This window comes from Aeromonas sp. Y318-1 (genome assembly GCF_027706125.1).
Classification (GTDB): Bacteria; Pseudomonadota; Gammaproteobacteria; order Enterobacterales; family Aeromonadaceae; genus Aeromonas; species Aeromonas hydrophila.
Genome location: NZ_JAPDCM010000005.1, coordinates 293072 through 312418, shown reverse-complemented (window position 1 = coordinate 312418; position 19347 = coordinate 293072). Strand labels below are relative to the sequence as shown.

Annotated in this window: 13 protein-coding genes, 1 tRNA gene and 2 pseudogenes; 2 read left to right on the top strand and 14 right to left on the bottom strand. The window is 51.2% G+C overall.

Annotated elements, in window-relative coordinates; genetic code table 11:
- Window positions 1-115: 115 nt before the first annotated feature.
- From OKB87_RS10260 to OKB87_RS10200, 13 genes and pseudogenes are all read right to left on the bottom strand, one after another.
- Window positions 116-1245, bottom strand: a pseudogene (locus tag OKB87_RS10260) (IS3 family transposase); the annotation flags it as partial.
- Between the two features lie 1888 nt (window positions 1246-3133).
- On the bottom strand, window positions 3134-3592 hold the full coding sequence (locus tag OKB87_RS10255; RefSeq protein WP_270827341.1) for a hypothetical protein: 459 nt from the start codon (window positions 3590-3592) through the stop codon (window positions 3134-3136).
- 304 nt (window positions 3593-3896) lie between these two features.
- Window positions 3897-4667 carry a hypothetical protein gene (locus OKB87_RS10250; RefSeq protein ID WP_270827340.1) on the bottom strand — a complete coding sequence of 257 codons (771 nt, stop codon included), beginning with the start codon at window positions 4665-4667 and terminating at the stop codon, window positions 3897-3899.
- 45 nt (window positions 4668-4712) lie between these two features.
- A complete protein-coding gene (locus tag OKB87_RS10245) occupies window positions 4713-5501 on the bottom strand; it encodes a fimbrial protein (protein ID WP_270827339.1) in 789 nt (262 codons plus the stop codon).
- Between the two features lie 295 nt (window positions 5502-5796).
- A complete protein-coding gene (locus tag OKB87_RS10240; RefSeq protein WP_270827338.1) occupies window positions 5797-6651 on the bottom strand; it encodes a hypothetical protein in 855 nt (284 codons plus the stop codon).
- Between the two features lie 140 nt (window positions 6652-6791).
- The gene (locus OKB87_RS10235; RefSeq protein ID WP_270827337.1) at window positions 6792-7652 is read right to left on the bottom strand and encodes a hypothetical protein; all 861 of its coding nucleotides are present in this window, start codon (window positions 7650-7652) and stop codon (window positions 6792-6794) included.
- 151 nt (window positions 7653-7803) lie between these two features.
- The gene (locus OKB87_RS10230; RefSeq protein ID WP_270827336.1) at window positions 7804-8328 is read right to left on the bottom strand and encodes a DUF5462 family protein; all 525 of its coding nucleotides are present in this window, start codon (window positions 8326-8328) and stop codon (window positions 7804-7806) included.
- Between the two features lie 68 nt (window positions 8329-8396).
- Window positions 8397-9122: a fimbria/pilus periplasmic chaperone gene (locus OKB87_RS10225; protein WP_270827334.1), complete on the bottom strand. Its 726-nt coding sequence runs from the start codon at window positions 9120-9122 to the stop codon at window positions 8397-8399.
- A complete protein-coding gene (pefC, locus tag OKB87_RS10220) occupies window positions 9115-11643 on the bottom strand; it encodes a PefC/AfrB family outer membrane usher protein (protein WP_270827332.1) in 2529 nt (842 codons plus the stop codon). Before pefC ends, OKB87_RS10225 begins: the two co-directional genes overlap by 8 nt.
- The gene (locus OKB87_RS10215) at window positions 11643-12218 is read right to left on the bottom strand and encodes a fimbrial protein (protein WP_270827331.1); all 576 of its coding nucleotides are present in this window, start codon (window positions 12216-12218) and stop codon (window positions 11643-11645) included. The genes pefC and OKB87_RS10215 overlap by 1 nt, the downstream gene beginning before the upstream one ends.
- 672 nt (window positions 12219-12890) lie before the next feature.
- Window positions 12891-13823 (bottom strand): annotated as a pseudogene (locus OKB87_RS10210) (IS630 family transposase); the annotation flags it as partial.
- 322 nt (window positions 13824-14145) lie between these two features.
- Complete coding sequence (locus OKB87_RS10205; RefSeq protein WP_270827330.1) at window positions 14146-14814, bottom strand: inovirus Gp2 family protein; 669 nt, start codon at window positions 14812-14814, stop codon at window positions 14146-14148.
- Window positions 14815-15241: 427 nt separating this feature from the next.
- Window positions 15242-15418 carry a helix-turn-helix transcriptional regulator gene (locus OKB87_RS10200; protein ID WP_042011383.1) on the bottom strand — a complete coding sequence of 59 codons (177 nt, stop codon included), beginning with the start codon at window positions 15416-15418 and terminating at the stop codon, window positions 15242-15244.
- A gap of 806 nt (window positions 15419-16224) precedes the next feature.
- On the opposite strand from OKB87_RS10200, the gene OKB87_RS10195 reads away from it, so the two are divergent.
- Window positions 16225-17199 (top strand): hypothetical protein, encoded by a 975-nt coding sequence (locus OKB87_RS10195; protein WP_139118884.1) that lies wholly within the window; start codon window positions 16225-16227, stop codon window positions 17197-17199.
- A 351-nt stretch (window positions 17200-17550) separates the two neighbouring features.
- On the opposite strand, the gene OKB87_RS10190 is transcribed toward OKB87_RS10195, so the two are convergent.
- Entirely contained in the window at window positions 17551-18825 is a 1275-nt protein-coding gene (locus OKB87_RS10190; RefSeq protein WP_068982117.1) for a tyrosine-type recombinase/integrase, read from the bottom strand.
- 445 nt (window positions 18826-19270) lie between these two features.
- On the opposite strand from OKB87_RS10190, the gene OKB87_RS10185 reads away from it, so the two are divergent.
- Window positions 19271-19347: transfer RNA gene (locus OKB87_RS10185), tRNA-Met, on the top strand.

Below are 19347 nucleotides of genomic sequence, written 5' to 3'. Positions count from 1 at the left end.
ACTGTTTTTAATCAAAAAAACATTTCATATAAAACCAACTGATTCTATATGAAACTAATAATTTCTGGACTCCTAAGAGCAGTTGTTTGGAGACCCCCTTACGCTTGAGCTCCTGAATTTCCTGCGCTTGCGTCAAATCATGCGGGCTTTGCAACAATAACTCTCCTTTCAAAATCCCGTTCACCCGCTCCGCCAACGCATTCTGGTAACAGTCATACCCATCCGTCATCGAGCATTTCACTCCGTACCGTTCATGTAATGACTGATACAGCCCAGAGCAATACTGCACGCCGCGGTCTGAGTGATGGATGAGTTCACCGTCGCCACACCGTTGCTTCAGCGCTTTCTTGAACGCCATCGCCACCGATTCGGCGTGCATCCCTTCGTGCACGTGATGACCCACTATCTTGCGTGAGTACGCATCCGTCACCAGGCTCAGGTACAGCGGCCCGCTCCTGGCTGGCAGATAGGTGATATCTGCGACCCAGACCTGCTCCGGTGCTACCGGTGTGACCTGCTCTGGCCCCGCCTTGAGCAAGTTGGGATGACGGTAGAAACGGTGAAAACTGTGGGTGGTCTTGTGATACGCCCGCCTGGGCAGCACCAGCAGGCGGTGCTCGGCCAATATCTGAAACAGCCTGTCACGCCCTACCTTGAGCCCGCCATCATCCTGACCCTGCAGCAGATAATGCAGCTTGCGAGTGCCGACCCGCGGTTGTCGCAGTCGAACCTGACGCACGAAGCGCACCACCTGCAATCCCTGTGCATGGCGCTCGTCGGCAACCCGATTGCGCTTGTAGTAAGCCTGCCGGCTTATCCCCAGAAACAGGCAAGCCCTGACAATGCTCAGCCTCTCGACTTGCCGCTGCGAGAGGACTTGCCGGGTCGCTTTTTTACGATGGAGACGCCGTAGTCATTCTTCAGTACATCGACGACGGCCTCAAAGAACTGGGCCTTCTGGCTCATCAGCGCCAGCTGCTGCTCGAGTTCCTTGATACGCTGCTCGGGCGTCTGGTTGTCGGGGTCAGGCATGGTGATGCTCCTGCCGGCACGAACAGAAGCCCCCTGGCTCCAATCTTGCCGACCATGTTTACGCAACCATACCAGAACGGTGGAGCGGCCCTGAATGCCATAACGCACCTGAGCCTGTTTGTAGGTGAGCTCGCCTTTTTCAATCTGCTCGACCAGCGCCAGTTTAAAAGTCAGCGAGTAATCGCGCTGTGTCCGTTTCACACCTTGTCCCATCGGGTTCTCCATTTATTGGGAGGAAAGGTGTAAACCATATTCAGGACGGGACGGTTTTGTAAAAAAGAGCTGATATGCTACGCAGCCACCTGATGGGTATAAAGTTGATGCGGCGCCTTCCCTGGCCATTAGCCTTGCCTGTCAGGTGGCTTATCACGATGCCGCAGCTACCTGAGCTCAATGTCATACTGACAAGTCATCGATGAGCACTCACTATACGTGCGCTAATTGAATATCCATTTCATGTTGCACACGCTCATTCATCACTGTCCAGGGCGCTAAACAGTCTATTATCCCCTGGCATTCAGTTTCAAACTGAACCAGCCATGTATTATTTTTAGATAATCCATAAATCACAATCTTTGCATCGTGTTTTCTAAGTGCGTGATTGCAATCGAGATACCATCCCCTCTCTAGTAACACACGTTCTAATTCAAAGGGGGATTCGAAGTAGCAAAATAGTTTCATGGAAAGCTCTATCTAAATGTCACAGGATTCTTAAGTTGAAACATATAAATAATAATAAATTTAAATATTAGTAAACAATACTATTTACGTAGTTAGTGCCAGAGTTTGTTGTTATTATGCCGATGGAACACCATTATCCTGAATGTTCCGATATACCTTGTCTGGTATGGGTATGTCTTTTGCGTGTTATTCGTGCACTTTCAATGGCTGCGATTGCCCCGCAGCCTTTTTTATGTGCACAAAAATCGGTTGCAAAAACTGGATGGCAGTACCATTAACTGAAAATTGGCATGATATTTACAATATGGCATAACAATAACGGCAGATGATACAGCAGCACTCTGATATTGATGAACTCATATCACCAATATGAGCGTAGGTTGCATAACTGCGATGGCAAACTTTGCATCTGAGCAGTCATCGACACAACTGAAACCTTGCGCATCGCCTCTTCACGCAGAGAAATATATTGCTCTACCAAGGTATCGCGACCTTCCACGGCAAGACCTCCGTGCTTTACCAACCGGCGTCGGGGTCTGTCAGGTCGCCATGCATTAATAGCATCACGCAATCGTACCTCACCGTCTCGTGAGTTCACTCTCACCTCATTCCGACGCGCCATCCTGTTACTCCATCACCCCTTACAATAACCGCCACCATGAACGATGCCATAAGTATTACAATGTTTTAATTTTATATTATTTTACAATCAAGATATTCGCGTAGTTACTATGTTAACGTAACTTTGTTGGTAAAGGACTGCCGCGATGTCCTCTCAGGGACACCAAAAGCCGCACAATGACGTGCGGCTTTATTTTATATACGTTAGCTTAGCCGCGACTAAAGACCAGCAAGATAATGGCCACACTAAAGATACCCACATATATCAGACACGCTTTGATTATCGCCCCCACCAGTTCCCTCTTTGACCTTTTTAACAGTTCGCAAAACTTGCTCCACCTCACTGCGCGTGAGGCGCATCTCTCTCCAGGGGCGCTGTATAAGCTGCAACCAGCAACAATGCTCACGGAGCTTTGGGATTGGCACCACCATCCCTTCTACTGAAGGCAAATAGTGGCAAGTAATCGGCTTCTTGCGCTCAGATGGCTTGGGGATACTCCACCCCTCAATCATGCGCACCGATATAATGTTGTGCGTCCCTCTACGCTCACGCTTCTCCTCCAGGCAGCCCGGAAATCTCTTGCGCAACGTAACGATATGGGAATAAACCTGTGTTCTGGATAACCCGAATGCTTTCATTATTTGAGGCAAGTTAACCCAACGGGGTTGATCCTGCACCCATCGCGCCACCTGCAGATATACCGCCTCCCGGTCTCCCGACGACTCTTTGTCCTCGTCAGCATCGCCCTCCCATTCCGACTCAAGCAGCTCTTCGCACTCCTCTGACATCACGCCCCCCTTATTTCATTTGCGTTACCAGCCCTTCTTTGACATCACGAAGGCACACCCCATGAAATCGCTCATCATCCGCCAACTCCGACCACGGTCGCTGCACCAATGCCAACCAGCGGGCGTGTTCACTCGAACTGGGAACCGGGTGTAGCGATACACCCTGCGCAGACACGATCCCTTCGCTCCAGATATCCGGACTGGCCATGACGCGCACAGAAACACTACCCCGGTTGTGCGCCTGGCTCTGCTGAAGACCAACGCTAGGCCGCCTAGCTGCAATCACACTCAAATAACTGGCCACTGCTGCACGGGTTAACCCAAACTGCTGCGCAATTTCTCGCCGGGTCACCCAGCGCCGTTGCTCATAAATCCATTGCGCAATTTCGCTATAGCGAGGAGGATGACGACGCGAACGAGATGATACAGACTCCTCCTTCAGCAATGCAGCCGCACCCACCTGTTGCACAACATACCTCCCAACACCGCGCCAAAGACGACGCTATTTCACTCAACTATCCCAATGATGCGAATATGACAAATCAACCACCTGTCACGCCGTGGTTAATCCCAACAAAGAGGCTCATTGCAGCAAGTATCGCGATAAGATGAACCGGTAAAACAAAAGATGGCCATATAGCCACTGCAAGCCGAACGGGATAAACCAACGCCTATCGAACGCGTTATGCTTAATGTCGCAATTAAGGCAGTGTCCTATATTTGGCCATCACACCCGCTAATAATTAAATAAAACCCGGCGATACGCTGCCGCGCTAGAGATAGGTGATTTGTATCGGTAACGATACCTGCCAGCGACTTGGCACCTGCCCAACGGCAACACTGAGCACACCACTGCCTGCCATTATCTCAGCCCCATACACCCCGCCTATCGCTTGATGCTGAGCCTGACTTAACGCTGTCATGGGGAGCGCCTTTCCCACTGGCACCTCTGTCGCTAACCAGGAGGGTGCGTGAGCGCCAAATAGCGCACGCAAGGCGGGTATCGCCAGCGCCGTTGGCTGAGCAACACGGGCAGGCGGCATTCCATTGCCGGGAGAATCCCCCCCTGCAACCGCATTATGTGAATGCCGAACCCCCTCCTGGGTTGACACCAGCGCAGCATTGACCCGCAGTGAAAATGTCAGAGTACCGCCCTGCTGTGACTCACCATCCCCACCATTAATGGGCATCGTCACCCGCGCTTCGCCATTGTCCGCCCACACAACACTGATACCCGATACGCCATGCCCATAGTCAATCACAGGCATGATGCCCGGCCGCCCCTGAGGAACCAATCGCTCAGTCTTGCCGAGCAACAGTGGCGTCTGAACGAGCAAGTCACGCCATTGCAACAAGTCGCCCGCCCTGTATGCCTGAGTCACATCCAGGTCAACCGGTGCACTCAAGGAGCCCTGCGCCCACATCCAGGGGTTTCGCGATTGCGTGACACTACCTTGCCAGCTGAGCTCGGCACTAAAATCACCCTCCTGCCACTGCGCAAAGGCTGCAGTGCTCATCCCCAACAACACCAGCACAGATAGCATTATGTTTGCATTAGATCGCATCATTTCCCCTCGCGCACCAGATGTTTACTGGATAGTAACAGCCACATTGAGCGTGGCACGCCATTGCGCTGGCACGGACTCTTGAGGCCATGACAACTCAAAATCAGACAACTGGGAAGCATAAGCCCCGCCGAGCATCGGCACGCGGTTGTCAGCCAACACCTGACGTGACACACGCTCCCCCTGCAGGGTGAGTGGCATGCTCACCTGAGCACTCCCTTCGTTCATTCCCATCAGGGTGCTCAGGCGCGCCGCCAATGTCGGCCCCGGAGCACCACTTACCGCCTCGGTCACCAGCGCCATGCCAGCAAGACCCAAGTCGCGGTCCGCGCTCGCTTCATCAGGCGCCCCCCGCCCTTGAGCCACCACCAAGGCCTGCTCGAGAGTAAAGGCCAACTGCCCCACAGCCTCCCCGGTCTGCACATCCTTGACCGGGATAGCCGTGCGCGTCACCAGCGGCCCCGTACCAGTTGACAGCACAACCCCGTTAGCCGAAAACGTCACCGATGGTGTCATCCCCACCCCACCCCGCTCAGCCACCTTGCGCAAGTGCCCCTCCAAAAACGGCAAGCTCCCTCGTCCAGACAAGCTGAAAATTTGCCATCCTCTGACATCGACATGGGCATCGTCAGTATCCACATCCCAGACCTGATCGGACGAGGCCATTTGCCACACCCACCGCGGCCCCTCATCCACGATGTACCCTGCGAAGGCTATCTCCCCCTGATCCAGCACTACTGCTCGCGCGGCATCACTGGTAGCAGCCAGGGCCAATAAGGGCAATAATGCATATAAACAAGCTGTTCGGGTCATGATGTCCTTTTCCTCTCCTCGTAATCGTAAGAGCACCGCAAATACACAACCGGACACCCGGCCTCTAACTGGATAATTATATTGCGATATTTTTCTTTATTACCGAGCACACCCAATCTCTCATCAGTCATCACATCGACACACCACAGGAATAAAGAAAAATCAGCACACTCCCAACGGTGACAGCACATCAAACACCCACCCGTTGACATTCCTTGCGCCCATCGGGCGCAAGGAATAATTTACGTCAACACTGGAAAATCAACGACAAAACGCAAGCAATTCACCCAACGAATTACAGGTAGGTGACCGCAACATTAAGCGGTGCCTTCCAGTTGGTGGTGGCGGTGATTGGATTGGTGAAATTCACCACGATATTATCGCCAGAGGCAATACCAAGGCCGTAGGCGCCACCATAAGTAGCACCGGGATTACCAAACGACATTCTCGAATAACCGTCAGCCGCATTTACACGCGGGAGGGATGTGCCCATCAATGTATTGGCATCTGCCACTTGGACATCGCCCCCCTTCCCCCCTAAAGCAAGAACCCACGAATCAGCCTGAGCCACCGGCATGGCGCTACTTCTGTCCATAGGAGCTGCAGCACCGAAAGGTGAGTCGACAACTTGCTCCAGAGAACCGATAACGACATAGGGATCACCAGCGTTGTGAAAAGAGACAAGCGCCGCGGTTTTGACATTCACAACCGCAGAACCCAGCACGGTAGTAGGGGTCGCACTGTCCACCACCTGCAAACTCATACTTCCCTTGCCGTTTGCTGTGCTACCGTAGTTAATGACGACGGGAGTGGTACCATCAGCTTGCATAAGACTGATACGCGGAGTGATACCAACACCACCCACCGCCCCAACCGTCGCAGCCTTGGTCTGGCCGACCAGCAGCGGACTATCTGCTGCCATCGTGATGGTCAGCGTCTTGTAGTTATTGGTCATTTGAACCACGTTATGCGAGAACGCAGACAGCGCATCGCCGGTCGCCCACTGCCACTGGTTGGTCGCCACTGGGACAGTAATGGTGCCACCCACATCGACACCGCCATTCAGCTCGCCATCATTAAAGGTCAGAGCCATAGCGTTAGCGGACAGCCCCGCTGCAGCCAACGCAATCACAAGTAATTTTTTATTCATGTTAATCACCATATGTCTATTGATTGAGTCTAATCAGCAAATATATTGCCTTACCACGCAGCCTGGTCTCGATATAAAGAAGGGAGACAAACAGGCCGGACAAAACAAAAAAAATGGAAATAAAATTTAATTATTTGTAATTACAGATAGGTCACAGCAATATTCAACCGAGCCTTCCACTGGGTTTCAGCAGCCACAGGATTGGTGAAATTCACCACGATATTATCGCCAGAGGCAATACCGAGGCCGTAGGCACCACTATAAATAGCATCAGGGTACGCCATGCTTACAGTTGAAACTCCGTTATGCTCAGTGATAACGCTTGAGTCCACCCCTGAGAGAGTTGTTAACTGGCCAGTTAATGCAGATATATCATGACCACCAAGAGATGCGATCCAAGTGGATGCGCCAACCTCCGACGGTATTGCTGCTCCGATCGCAGTCGGGATCGCCCCACGGAACGCAGAGAGGCCGTCCTTGTCATGGCCAGAAGTCGCACCAACAACCCCGTTGTAACGATAAACTCCCAAACCCGCCACTTTTACATTTACAACTGCAGAGCCCAACACGTTAGTGGGGGTGGCACCATCGACCACCGGCAGAGTCATATCTCCCTTACCATCAGCAGTGCCTTTGTAAGTAATTGCGACCGGCGTGGTGCCATCAGCCTGCATAAGGCTGATGCGCGGCGTGATACCAACACCACCCACCGCACCCACGGTCGCTGCTTTGGTCTGACCGACCAGCAGCGGGGTGTCTGCTGTCATCGGAATGGTCAGGGTCTTGTAGCCATTGGTCATGACCGTGACGGAGTGAGTGAATGTGTCCAGTCCGCTGCCGGTGGCCCACTGCCACTGGTTGGTGGCGGTAGGCACAGTAATGGTGCCGCCGATGTCCACACTGCCGTTGAAATCACCGTCAGTAAACGAGAGCGCCATGACATTGGCAGACAGTCCTGCAGTAGCCAGCGCAACAGCCAACAACGTTTTGTTCATGCTCATTTCCATATACCTCTTAGATTTGCGCGCACCATGCGCGCCTGTTACACGCCCAAATGCCATGTGTGACTGGCATCCAAGCCACCTTCTCCCGGCGGAACCAGTCCACCCGCAGGCAGCTTTTTTGTTCAAGCCACCTGAGGGTGCCCTCTCCTTAAGGGTCTGTGCGCCACCCTTCCACCTCCAGCACCAATGACACCTCACCGCGGTATCCCTTGGGCAGTTGCAGTGTGACCGGGCTGTCACTGCGCAAACTGATGGTCTGCGCCCCTTGCGGCAAGCCAATCACCACATCCTCACCGCGCTGCTGCCAGGTGGCATTTGCCGCCTGACCATCCACCCACAACCGAGCGGAGTACGCCAACGCCAACTGGGCAGGCTGACCGGCAGGGGTGATGACGTGGCGAGATTGGCGCAGCAGTACATCCCCCCCGGCCCCGTCGTTAGCGATGGCCTGACGCACAACCAAATAGCTCGGCATGTCGTCGGTATCGCTGCGGTTTGCTTCAAACAGCACCGGGTCAGGCAGTGTGCGCACCACCTCCACCACCTGGTTGCCATTGATGGCACCATTGACCGCCCCCAGGTGGATAACCTTCTCTCGCTCGACCGGCGCGGCCATGGCCGAGGGCATGGCGATGGCAACCGACATGGCCACCAACAACATCTGTGCTTTCATCTCACCCCCCTTTTTTTCGTGATGGGTGAGCGGTTCCTCACCCATCAGCGCATCACTTAACTGACCAACTATTTGCTGCTGGCTGACCCACTCAGGGTCACTGTCTGCACCGCACCGTAGTCATCCACCGAATCCACTTTGGCCACCCCGGCCGGCACAGCCACTGCATCCCCCGGCATAAACATCAGCAACTTCTCGGCCGACTCCGGTGCCAGGGTGAGCGCCTTGCCGTTGGCATCAGCGACGGCACTGATGGCAAAGATGTAGGGGGTGCTGTTGACCAGCGCCATCGAGCCCGGACGAGGAGACAGGGTGAGTCCTGCTTCAGCCCCTTTGCGGTTTTTCAGTAAGCCCGCCGGCCGATAAAAGAGCTTCACCTTGGTGCGCAACGCCACCGCCAAGCCACTCCCCTCCATGGCGGGCGGAATGTCTTGCAAGTTGAGCCAGTAGACCGACTCTTTGTCTTGCGGCAGGTCATTGGCCTGGATGACGCGCAGCACCTGCTTACCCTCCCCCTTGAGCTTGAAAAACGACGGCGTCACCACGAAGGTGGGGCGGGTGTCCTTTTCAATGATGTTGTCCACCCACGCCTGACCACCGAAGGTCTTCTTGCTCTCGTTGGTCACAGTGACCGTCACCGACTCCTTGTCGCCTGTGAAGATATAGCGAGTCTGGTCCATGGAGAGCGCCGCCTGAGCAGACTGCGCAACCCCCGTTGCCATCACCGCCGCCAACAGCGTCATTGCCCAGCGAGCCGGTCGCTTTTGTTGCGTTTGCCATTTACCGTTATTCACACATCACCTCTTGTACCCGTTCGCTCTCTTTTATCTGCGCAGCTGAAATGACACATTCACCCAGCTGGACATCCTCTAATTTGTTCACTGCATTAATCAGCAGCACACCGTTTTGCGCCACAAACCCCAACGGCGTCCCTTGCCTATCCTTCGCCCATGTACCACCTGCAACAAATGCCCCGTCGGGCTGGCGCACCTGCAGCAAGTAGCGATGCACAGTCCATGTTTCAAAGGGCAGGTAGACGACCGCGCGCCCGGTTGGCACCAAGGTTTGACTGGTAGCCCCCAGCTCCACATTTTGCGGCAGAGTGCCCGCATCCACGGTCACCGTGTTCTGGCGATAGCTGGTCAGCGGTATCACCACGTTGCCGTTATCATCTGACCTGTCCACGCCGGAGAAAAACTTCACACCGGGCGTATCTTTGATGTTGGCCACCGCCACCGTGTCACTCACCGAACGACTCAACATCACGCCGCCAGCCGCCGGCACGGCCAGGACCGACCCGGTGATGGTGGCCGAGCCGGTGGTGCCGCTACCCGATTGGGTAATGCTGGCACTGGTCCCCACCTTGTCTCCGACGTAACTTGCCGAGATATTGCTCTGCGCGTCACCATCACTGCCTCGCCCACCGCCCACGCTGTAACTGAAGCGGTCATTAAGTGAGCCCGACACCCCGGTTGTCACCCCCACTCCACCCTGCTTGCCCGTGGTGAGGGTGGTGTACGTGCTGTAACGACGCTCCGACAGCGAGAAGGGGATGGAGACCGACAGGGAGGCAGACCAGTTATTGCGACTCTCCCCCTCGCCATCGCGAGATTGACTCAGCGAGCCCCCCAGTGACACGTTGGCCCCGTAGAGCCATGCCCCCAGGTTGGCGCTAAGCCCACTCTCGGTAGCCTGCTCACGCCAGTAGTCGCGATGCCAACCGGTCAGGCCAACGTTAAATCGCCCACCCAGTGACTGACTGACCCCCAAGCTGAACTCATTGCGGCTCACCCGCTCGGCACGCCAGTAGGCACCACCCAACAGGCACGCATCGTCCAGCACATCCTCCCCCTCGCTATATCCCGCATCACATCCGCCATCACGGCTCGGACTGAACGAGGAGAACTCGGTAAACTGGTCTGACAATCGCCGCCCCGCACTGGCGTACACGCCTGTCCCGGTGCTGGTGAAGGTTTTGTTCCAGGACAGCTGTGTGCGCGCCCCCTGCTCGGTCACACCATCGTCATACTTGGCCCGCGACCAAGCGCCTCCCAGCGACACACCACCCACCTCACCCAGGCTGGTCGTCAGCGTGCCACTCACCCCTTGATAATCCCGGTGCAACAGCGTGCCCGCCCGCAACGTCAGGTTGTCAAAGCCATAGCCATAGCCCAGCGATGCCACTGCCCCGTCAGCGCCGTAGTCACTCTCCCTGTTATCCCGAGTGCCAGCCGCCACTGAAAACTCATGCTCCCCCGGGGTGACCATGCCGCTCATCACGGTCAACGGAAACACCTGTCGGCGCTGCGAACCATCTCGCTCAGTGATGACCATCTCCACATCACCACTGCTGAGCAGGGTGACATTGCGAATGGCAAACGGTCCCGGTGGCACCACCTCCGAATAAATCGTGCTGCCAGATTGCGTCAGCGTGACCCGGGCGTTGCTGTTTGCCACCCCGGTAAACACCGGGGCATAACCCAGGTCATTTGCACGCATGCTGTTGTTGCTGGCGAGCATCGCACCGTATATCGAGGCACCACCCAGCAAATCCTCACCAACAAAGGTCTTGCCGACAGACAAATCAGCCAACCAGGGTTGTATCGCGCGCGTTGCCGTAAACATGGAGACATCAGTGCTCTCTTCTGACGCCGTCGCCGTTGAGTTCACCACCCAGCGCCCCAGGTTGGCGTTTAAATCAGCAGACCCAAACATCGAGGTATCAACGTCATTCACGCCGATATTGGCGCTGTAGTTAAAGCGCAGTGCACTGTGTCCATACTCCCACGCCATATCCGCCGGCCTGGACGATTGCGCTATTTGCGGCACCCCCAACGTCAACGTCTGAGTGGGCACATCCAGCTCAACCGTCACGGAGGGCGCCGCACTTAACACGTAGCAGTCACGCTCCGCCTGATAGCTATCCTTGAAATACTCCGGTGAGAGGGTCAGCCCCACCTTGGCCAACCAGTCCGCACGAAAGCAGAGCGCCGATTGCTCTTGCGCCGTTATCTCCAGGCGCTGCTTGACCGGCTTTGCCCCGTTAACCACCACATCCAGCAAGTACTGACCCGGCACATAATGACCGTTGATGGACTCCCACATTTCAGGGGTTAATCCAGTCCCGCCCTGCAGGAACGAAAAGTCGAGCTTCTCCTCAGCCATGGCCGGCGACAACGTAGCCACCGCCACCATGAGCGTCAGCCACCGCACCCGGTGCGCCACCCCCGATGAAACCACCCCGCACGGCGCATGTCGCACCACACACCCGTTCATCGACCCGCCCATCTCATAGCCCCTCTTCAGCTTCGCCATCAGTGATAACTCACCACAAATGACAATGTGCCCCGGTATTCACCTGCATTGGCCTGCGCGACATTCACCGGCTTGGCCCGAAACGCCAGGCGCCCGTCTGCTGCAAAACCAGAGGGGTATTGAACCTGGCGGTATTGCGCCGTCAGTGGCCCGCGATAGCTGGCCTGCTCATCCGTCGCACGAACATCAATGCGCACCCGCTCGCCCGCACCGCGCGTCACCACACCGCCATCATCCAACTGCCCCGGGTCGCCAAATGCCACACTGGCAAGCGGCGCCACCGTAAAGGCCGAACACCCGGGCACCGTAGCGCCCTCCTCATAGAGCCACAGCGTAAAATCCTTGGCCGGCACCTCCCCTCCCAAGGCCTTGTTGTACACACCAAATGAGAGACGATGATTGCCAATGCCATCCGCCTCCACCACCACGCGACATACCGACGCAACCGCGGTCGCATTCAGCACCGTCCGCTGAGTCATCACCCGCATCTCTGTTGCAGCCACCGGCACGGACAGGCTCACCAACAGCATGCCCACCCCACAAATTTGGCAATGAAACGGCCTTATCAACGTCATCGCGCAGTGACTCCTGTTTGCATCTGTTAATATCTCCGGTGCGGCTGGTCGTAATACCGTCACGAGCGCACCAATAACCTGCTGATATCATCAAGCGCAGCGCGGGTGACCATCACCACCAAGGCGACATCACACGCCTTATCGGCGCGTTATATGGCATGTCCGGACTGGCTGTCCTTATTAATTGGGGGCACTATAGGCGGGAGGGGCAGGGAAAAAGGCAGAAATAAGTTAAGCAATAAATAAATAAATAAATAAATAAATAAAAGCCTATGCTTTTGATTTTACTTGTCAAAATAATAAAAATTCACCCCACCTCCTTTCTCATGCCCATCCCCCCCCAAAAAAAGGAGATGTTCGAAGCTCAAATAATTAACTGAAGTGTGACGAAGATCACATTTTGACGGAAATTATATTTCAACTCTCTCGTGCGCCATGTGGCAACTGCATATATGTGAGTACCTGATTTATCCAACAGCGGCATATTTCAGCCACTGATGAGCGCCCTTTCCCGCCATTTGAATGCTCGCAAGAGATTGGCTCTGCCTCTACAGCTGCGATTGGTACGGCTATTGGTGCACACCATGTCGTTCCCACTCCTTTTTTGTGGGCGCGTCGTAGTCCACAACGACCGCCATTCATCCGACAGCACTGGCCTGACGCTGACTCATGGTGAGCTTCCGAATAAGCAGTCCGTAACTTATGCCACAGCCGTTCTATGTGATTAACCCAAGGACTGTAAACTGGCTGGAACACCAAACAGAACTTGGGGTTCTTCTTCAACCATCGCTCGGTCTGTTTGCTTTTGTGAATGATGTAGTTATCGAGGATCAGCGTGATGGTTTTGGCTCGTCGGGAGTGGCGACGCAGCTTTTCCAGCATGGCGATAAACAGGGATGAGTTTTTCTTTATCCCACTGACGTAAAGCACTCTTCCGTTGCCTGCATGGAGAACGCCTGCCAGGTAATGTTTCGCGTTCTGTCCCGGTGTGACAACCCGCTTTTGCTGCGCTCTGAACATCCAGTCGGCCCCTAATTTGGGATTGAGGTCTATATCGACTTCATCCTCATAAAACACCGGATTATCGGCATCACAGCGGGCCAGTGCCGCGTCGATATCCGCCATTTTCTCCTGATAGGCTGGGTCTTTTATCCGCAAGGTCGGCACGGGCCTTCGCCAGACAATGCCCATACGCGGTAACCATCGGCAGAGCGTGGAGGCTGCCATATTGAGGCCTGTTAACCGATTGATTTTGATAGCCAATAGTTCGGTACACCAGCGGCTGCGCTGATAACCAAAATCTTGCGGAGAAAACTGCATGAGCAGCACCAGTAAGGTGACAATCTTGGCGACAGGTAAGACCGGGGCACGGCCAGCCGGTAAGGCTTCTAGAGCCCCCACACCTTCATCCCGATACAACCGAAGCCAACGACCAATGGTCGAGCGAGCTGCGCCGGTAAGGTGATGAACATCAGTGAGCGGGCGTCCTTCATGTAACAGCAAGATGGCCATCAAGCGACGAGCATGCCCTTTATCACGCGTGGCATGGATGATTTTGTGAATGCGGCGCCGTTGTGGTCGTGGCAGGGGTGGTAGGATAGGCATCAACTCAGTCCTTTGGGTGTGGCTTGTTTTGTTTGGCGACTAATCAGATCGCACAAACTGGACTGAGTTCCCTTTCTCCAGTGATCTACTATTCGGAACAGCTATTTAGAGAGTGCTGAACGGACCGTCACTTAGCGATTGCCGCCACCCAACATTGCATAGCGTAGGTCGGGGTGAAAGGCGGGAATGGGCGACCATGGGTTACTCCAATTGACGCGACAACAAATGAGGGTTGGCTTAAAAGATCCAGGAGCGGAAACTCCTGGATCAGATGTCGCCTATACAGTCGCAGTAAAAGTAATTTATCAACACCAATAAGCCTTCAAAGGTTACTCCCCCCGAAACAGCGGTACCCTTCTCCGCGCCTCTTTGTCTCGTTTTTAGCCAGATAGGCTGCCCGCACAAGCATCTTCTTGAGTGACTCGGTATCATTCCGCTCAATGAGATACTCAGCATTCTCGGGGAAATGCACCAGTCCCATTTTTTTACAATCTTGCAGATTGATATTTTCATCATACACAGCGCTGTGCCACGCCACTCTTATTTTATTGGCAAGGTTCATTCTTTTCGATGCATAGTTCCCTAATTTGTAGTAAGCATTCCTATTCAAAAAAATCATCATGTGATAATGAGGACTGGGAGCATCGGCTGTTTGCTCCCTAGCCCAAACGTATCTAATCTCAGTCGAATGAATCCTCTTGCCTTCATAACGTCGCTCTGATTCATCGCACTGAATAAGCCATTTAAGCCTTGAAAAGAACTCCTTAAGTATCCTTGAGCCCGACTCAGGCTTTAAGGCTAAATACATTCCAACGCCAGCGTGTTGTTCAAAATGAAAGTCAACTCGAAAAGCAAACACTCTTGGGTAATGCTTAAGAGCGCTCTCCGATACAGAGAGGATTTTCTCTAAATTATCCACATTAAAGCTATAGTTCCGACCTTCGTAGAACTGCTGAGCAAGCAGAACATACTCTTCTATAGAAATAGACATTTGAACTCTCCCAATAGATTGTTGATAGACATCGAAGGTTTAAATAATGATGGGTATATTTTGCGGATAGAGCCGTAGTATGTTTCAAACACGGCCTATTAACTGGTGTAATCACCAGGATAGTTTGTGTATAGATTTTATTAGTACTTTCTTTGAATACGGAATAGAGCAATTAAACTATCATGATAAGCGATGGCTATTGCTTAGAATGGTTCAAGCAGGCAGATTCATAGGCTGTAAATATACTTCCAATGAAGGTGCCATTGAATTTAAACATACACACTTGATTAACTTAACGTATATATTACTATTACCGACATCAAGAATTGAATGTCAAACCAACCTAATAACTCTAATCGCTGATAGAATAAGACTTGTAGTCTTAGCGAGTAACAAATTCAAACTCATAAATCGTCAGAAATTAGCCCTAACGAAGATTTATTTTTTCTTCAATCCATGACTCTATTTCAGAGCTAACCCACGCCACAGATCTTGGGCCGATCTTGACTGATGCTGGAAATTTCCCGTCATTCATCTGACGGTAAACTGATGCCTTAGAGAGTGATGTCATTGCGATGACATCTTTCAACTTAAGTAGTTTCATGATGAGCTCCTTTGTCGTCCATAGGACGTGGTGCTCGTGTAAAAATATAGCGGAACAGAAAACGTAAACCCCATATCTCTTGATCAAATTCCGTTACCAAAGAGAGAATTTAAAAAGCACAGGTCTACGTCTCATTAGCAAATCTGAGGCACCAACTTGAGGAGCTAAGCTAAATAACTGCTCCTAATAGTGCTACACCTCACTGTTTCATAGCTATTACCAGGGAGAGACGATGCGGTATACATGAAGAGTTTCACTCGAACCAGCAGGCTAGCCATTCCTCTGCATTGGTGATTGCGTGTGATGGTTTCATGTAACTTGTGCTATGTATTCAACGTTAACGCTCCAGATATCATTCCCCAACATTCCCCAACATTCCCCAGCTGAAGGCATCTCTTTATGATCCTCGCAGAGGATCAAGAGCCCAATTATTGGTACAGACATTCGATTACCTAGCGGCTGTATTTTAGCAAGTCCAGTGCGCCTATCATTAACGTCCGGCTCAAATCGTGGGTAACCCTCTACCAGACCACTGCGATGACCAATAGAGTGCCCATCAACTTGTCCGTTGATAGAGATTCCTGCCATACCCCCCCACACAGTGGGCCTTCACTACCTTCAACGAAGCCAGAGAACGTAGGCTCATAGTGGACAAAAGTACATTAACACTGCCCTGTAAAATGGAAAACAAAGCGACACAAAGACATTGCAAACCACTCTAAAATAAGTTAGAAAACAACAATAAAACAACTAAAAACAACAATAAAATCACTTAGTAATGAATTCTATTCGGAACTGATATTGTTATGGCAAAAATATATGATGGTACTGGTTTAGAAATACCGAACACTATCTCTTTATCCAAAAGAGAAAGGGAGTTCGCCCTCAGATTATTAAATAAAGACACATCCTTATCAGTAAGTGATGAGGAGATAATTAGCCACCTATCCAATAACAGCAGCATCCTTATAAAAAGAAATAATTGTGGACTTGGCTCTCCGCTTATAAGTTTTGAGGGGAAAGTTACCCCACGAGAATTAATAATAAGCAGCATTAAATCTGAATGTATAAACGAAACAAATTTCAGCTGGATAGATACAAAAAATGATCGTTTGTGCAATTATGTATGGTCATACATACGCTCTTTAACTACATTCTCTTTTATGTCACCTTCGACTATGGATGTAGGCGTCAGAATAGATGGTGCATTTGAAGTGACTCGCAGTATTCATCCATATAACATCTGGAATATTGACCCTTGCCCAATTAATAACATCAGCAAAAAAAACTGCATAATCTCGTTTTTTGATATACTCAATACGACTAGCGAACAAAAAATAAAAGATATTACTTATTTAAAAACTAAATGGCAAATTGCAAGTCAAAAAGTTGATGTAAAGTTATGGATGGATAAATGTGATGATAAATGGGCATGGAGTTATTTGTTTGAAAATATAAAAACAGGAAGTAATAGACCTCCGATATGGTTCATCAACAGGGATAATTCGTCGACAATCAAAGATTGTATTATTACACTATTTGACCTACTAAATGAAATACCACCAGCCAGAGAACTGATTCTTAGGAAAATGAAATCGGCTTGGTCACAAAAATCTTTTCGAGACAAAAACAATGGGAAAAGAGCGGTTAGTGTTGTCTTGCCAGAAAAGATAATTAGCATGCTAGACGATATTTGCATAAAAACTGACAGAAGAAAAAATGAAGTAATAATTAGACTGATACAAGAAGAATATGAACAAATAAAAAAAGGCGGACACTAGTCCGCCTTTTTAAAATCTATAGACACTAAACTTTACAGCGACCATGAACTCGATATGCATCCTTTTAAGATAAAATGATGAGTTCAATTTACCTTCCACTCTCCAACCTGATAGCTCAGAACAAGGTAGTTATTGAAAACATGATCAAGTAGCAACAGACTGTCATTCAGGTGTACTCAGATCTCTGTCTCATCAGAGGGTTACTCTTAGGGAAAAATCATGTAGATTGAACACATCTAACTCACCTAAATACTTTAACAATAAAAATTCAAACGCCTTAATAAACTCATCACTAAGGATAAGGTTCAAAAATATCAATATGGCATGTAGCAAACGCTTAACTCGCTACTATTAATTACGACCTCGAAAATCAAATGAAATAACGTTAACTGGATTGTATTGCGCTGGTTTTATTAAAGTGCAGACAAAGTCCCCCCACTGCTCAAACAATCTAGTTACCTGTTCAGCCCTTTTACCTGCTTGGTAGGTGGCAACAAGACGATCACGTTTACTATGATTAAGTGCCAGTTCAATAACACTTTCGTTTGCATCTAAATATTCAGCACAACAACTGGCAAAAGTACGGCGTAAATCGTGAACGGTAAATGCCTCACTTTGTGGCATAGTGAGTGCTCTCACTTTATTAAGCACCCAGCGTAAGGCATTTCCATCAATATGGCCCTGTCCCGCATCATGTTCACGAATGGCTTCGAAGACCCAAGAACTACCTCTGCTGATAGCTCTCTGAGAGGCGATCACATCAAAAGCCAATGGATGAAGAGTTATTGTATGCTCTTTGCCATTCTTAGCATTACTGGCTGGAATGACCCACTTATTGCCAATAATCTGATCCCACGTCATGGATGTCGCCTCCCCACGTCGTGCCCCTGTCAACAAGATCAAGCGCAAGCAGTTAACCTGCGCCGGATGATAGCCTCCCTCATTTAACCCAAGCCAAAAGGCTGCAATCTCTTCACGACAAAGCCAGCGTTGACGAGGAGGTGGTGCCTCAGCCCCAATTGTTGATGGCTTAATGGTTCGAGCTGGATTTAGTTCGAGCAATTCAAGGTTTACAGCATGATCTAGCATCTGAGCACAGATAGTCAGTGCCTTTCGTGCAGCCTGTATACTGCGCCCTCGTACCTTAGATAAGTGAGCAAACAACACTGCTCGCGTCACATCCTTCAGTAACAGACTACCAATGGCTTTGCTTATATATAGTCGGTGAGTATGACGGTAGGCTTCAACGGTAGATGCTCGGGCAGGCTTGGCAACTTGCTTCCACTCCAACCACTCTTCAAAAAACGCATCAAATGTCGGCATAGCAGACCGCTTCACTTTGGATGCTTTGGCAACAGCAGCAGGATCTTCTCCTGCCTTAACCAAAGCGACAGCCTTACCGTGCTCAACCCGCGCAGTCGCCAAGCTCATGGCTGGGTAAGAGCCCAATGTGAGTTTTCGGGCCTTATTATTGATACGATAACGGTAAAGCCATGTTTTAGAGCGCCCACCACTGCGAACCTCGATACACAACCCACCACCAGCACCACTAGCAACAGCAACCACCTGCCGTTGGCCATCCTCCGCCTTCAAATTGGCGATTTCCCGATCTGTCTTAAGCGCCACCCTAGCCCCCTTTGTTCAAGCTGTGTACACAATAGCATTTTGAGTACACAACTGCGTACACAAAATACCTGGCTACCAGTGATTCCACCTGAAACGTAGTGAGACAAAAAAACCTTTAATCCTTTGATAACAAAGATCTTAAATTTAAAAATGAGACTTCACGACACCCATGGAGACTCACTAAAGACCAACTTCCTGTTCAACGTCTAATCCCATGAGAGGCCAGCATTTGCTGGCCTCTTTTTTAACTGGCAAAGACTCGTATCTGCTGGCAAATGTCGTAAAAAAAACCAGATTGTTGGGCTTTTGCACGACAGCGACCAATAACTCGCCAAACGCACCCAAATTCGGTTTTTCAAACAAAAAAAGGGTTGACGCCCCAGAGCCAGATACGCATAATTCGGCCCGCACAGTGACGAGGCAACGAGGCACTGGAAGCAAGGTTGGCTATGTAGCTCAGTTGGTTAGAGCATCGCACTCATAATGCGGGGGTCACAGGTTCGAATCCCGTCATAGCCACCA

Excerpts from the sequence above, each read along its gene's own strand:
- OKB87_RS10250 (WP_270827340.1), bottom strand. The coding sequence starts at position 4,667 with ATGCTATCTGTGCTGGTGTTGTTGGGGATGAGCACTGCAGCCTTTGCG.
- OKB87_RS10245 (WP_270827339.1), bottom strand. The coding sequence starts at position 5,501 with ATGACCCGAACAGCTTGTTTATATGCATTATTGCCCTTATTGGCCCTG.
- OKB87_RS10240 (WP_270827338.1), bottom strand. The coding sequence starts at position 6,651 with ATGAATAAAAAATTACTTGTGATTGCGTTGGCTGCAGCGGGGCTGTCC.
- OKB87_RS10235 (WP_270827337.1), bottom strand. The coding sequence starts at position 7,652 with ATGAGCATGAACAAAACGTTGTTGGCTGTTGCGCTGGCTACTGCAGGA.
- OKB87_RS10230 (WP_270827336.1), bottom strand. The coding sequence starts at position 8,328 with ATGAAAGCACAGATGTTGTTGGTGGCCATGTCGGTTGCCATCGCCATG.
- pefC (WP_270827332.1), bottom strand. The coding sequence starts at position 11,643 with ATGGCGAAGCTGAAGAGGGGCTATGAGATGGGCGGGTCGATGAACGGG.
- OKB87_RS10215 (WP_270827331.1), bottom strand. The coding sequence starts at position 12,218 with ATGACGTTGATAAGGCCGTTTCATTGCCAAATTTGTGGGGTGGGCATG.
- OKB87_RS10205 (WP_270827330.1), bottom strand. The coding sequence starts at position 14,814 with ATGTCTATTTCTATAGAAGAGTATGTTCTGCTTGCTCAGCAGTTCTAC.
- OKB87_RS10200 (WP_042011383.1), bottom strand. The coding sequence starts at position 15,418 with ATGAAACTACTTAAGTTGAAAGATGTCATCGCAATGACATCACTCTCT.
- OKB87_RS10195 (WP_139118884.1), top strand. The coding sequence starts at position 16,225 with ATGGCAAAAATATATGATGGTACTGGTTTAGAAATACCGAACACTATC.